Origin of the sequence: Methylorubrum podarium, from assembly GCF_022179745.1 — a bacterium.
GTDB lineage: Bacteria > Pseudomonadota > Alphaproteobacteria > Rhizobiales > Beijerinckiaceae > Methylobacterium > Methylobacterium podarium.
Genome location: NZ_BPRD01000695.1, coordinates 1 through 1,346, shown reverse-complemented (window position 1 = coordinate 1,346; position 1,346 = coordinate 1). Strand labels below are relative to the sequence as shown.

Here is a 1,346-nt window from a genome sequence, read left to right as displayed (position 1 = left end):
GCGGAAGCAGCTGCCAGCTCCCCCCTGGGGATCATCCTGTCAAGCCCGTGCTCTTCTAGGCTGTTTCCACGAATCTGTGTATCCGAGATGGACGATACCCGCTTCCAGCAGGCATACGTGGAAACAGCTGGAAAATCGCGATGACCGGAGCTGCGATGAGCAGAGGGGGCTCCAGGCTTGCTGGTCCCTACTTCGACCAAGTTGCAGCACTCGACACGTTGCGCGCTGCATGGGGACGGGTTGCGGCCAATCGGGGAGCAGCCGGTGGCGATGGCGTCACCGTCGAGCGCTTCACACCTGTCGCCGAGTCGCAGATCGAGCGGCTCTCCCGTCTGCTCGTATTTGGGCAGTATCGTCCCGGTCCGGCGCGTCGGATCATGATCCCGAAACGCGGGGGAGGCGAGCGACCACTCGACATTCCTTGTGTCGCCGACCGGGTGGTGCAAGCGGCCGTCGCACTGGTGCTCGATCCCGTGCTCGATCTGGAAATGGAGCCGTCGAGCTTCGCCTACCGGCGTGGGCGCTCGGTAGCACAGGCGGTGGCGCGGGTTGACGCTCTGCGCCGCCAGGGCTTCGACCACGTCGTGGACGGTGACGTTCGTGCCTACTTCGAGAGCATCCCGCATGAGCGACTTATCGCGCGTCTTGAGCGCTCCATCGATGATCCTGCCCTCATCGACCTGATCTGGCTGTGGCTCGAAGCTTATTCTCTGACCGAACGGGGCATCCCTCAAGGATCACCCCTGTCGCCGCTCCTGGCTAACCTCTACCTCGACGCTGTCGATGAGGCCATCGAGGGGCGCGGCGTGCGTCTCGTGCGCTTCGCCGACGACTTCGTGCTTCTCTGCAATGGTCGCGCCCGGGCGGAGGATGCGCGGGCCCGCATGGCGATGCTGCTCGCGGAGCACGGCCTCGAACTGCACCCGGACAAGACCCGCATCGTATCATTCGCCGAGGGATTTCGATTTCTCGGCCACGTCTTTGCCCGGGCGCTCGTCGTCAAAGAGTTCGTGCTCGACGCCTCACCGGGCGAGGACGCGATCGCCGAGACCGAGCGCGCACTGGCACGGATCCGTGGACGCGAGGCGGATGCACCGGATGAGGCGGAAGAGCCGACGCCGAGCCGGCACGCACCGCGCCTTGTGCCCGTCTACCTCGTCACGCCAGGTGCTCGCCTCGAAGCGCGGGGCACCCGGCTCGCCGTCGTCCAGGGCGGACGCATCAGCGATCTACCTCCGGCCACGATCGACCGCATTGAGATCGGCGCGCAGGCCGACGCGACGCTTGCCGCGATGACGCTCGCCGCTGCGCATGGGATCGAAGTGGTGCGGATCGACGGCGGGGGC

General features: G+C 66.1%; 1 protein-coding gene. It reads left to right on the top strand.

The annotated features are described in order from the left end of the window. Positions 1-140 precede the first annotated feature (140 nt). Positions 141-1,346: reverse transcriptase domain-containing protein (locus MFF42_RS25910; RefSeq protein ID WP_238258831.1), on the top strand; the 1,206-nt coding region annotated here is incomplete at its 3' end.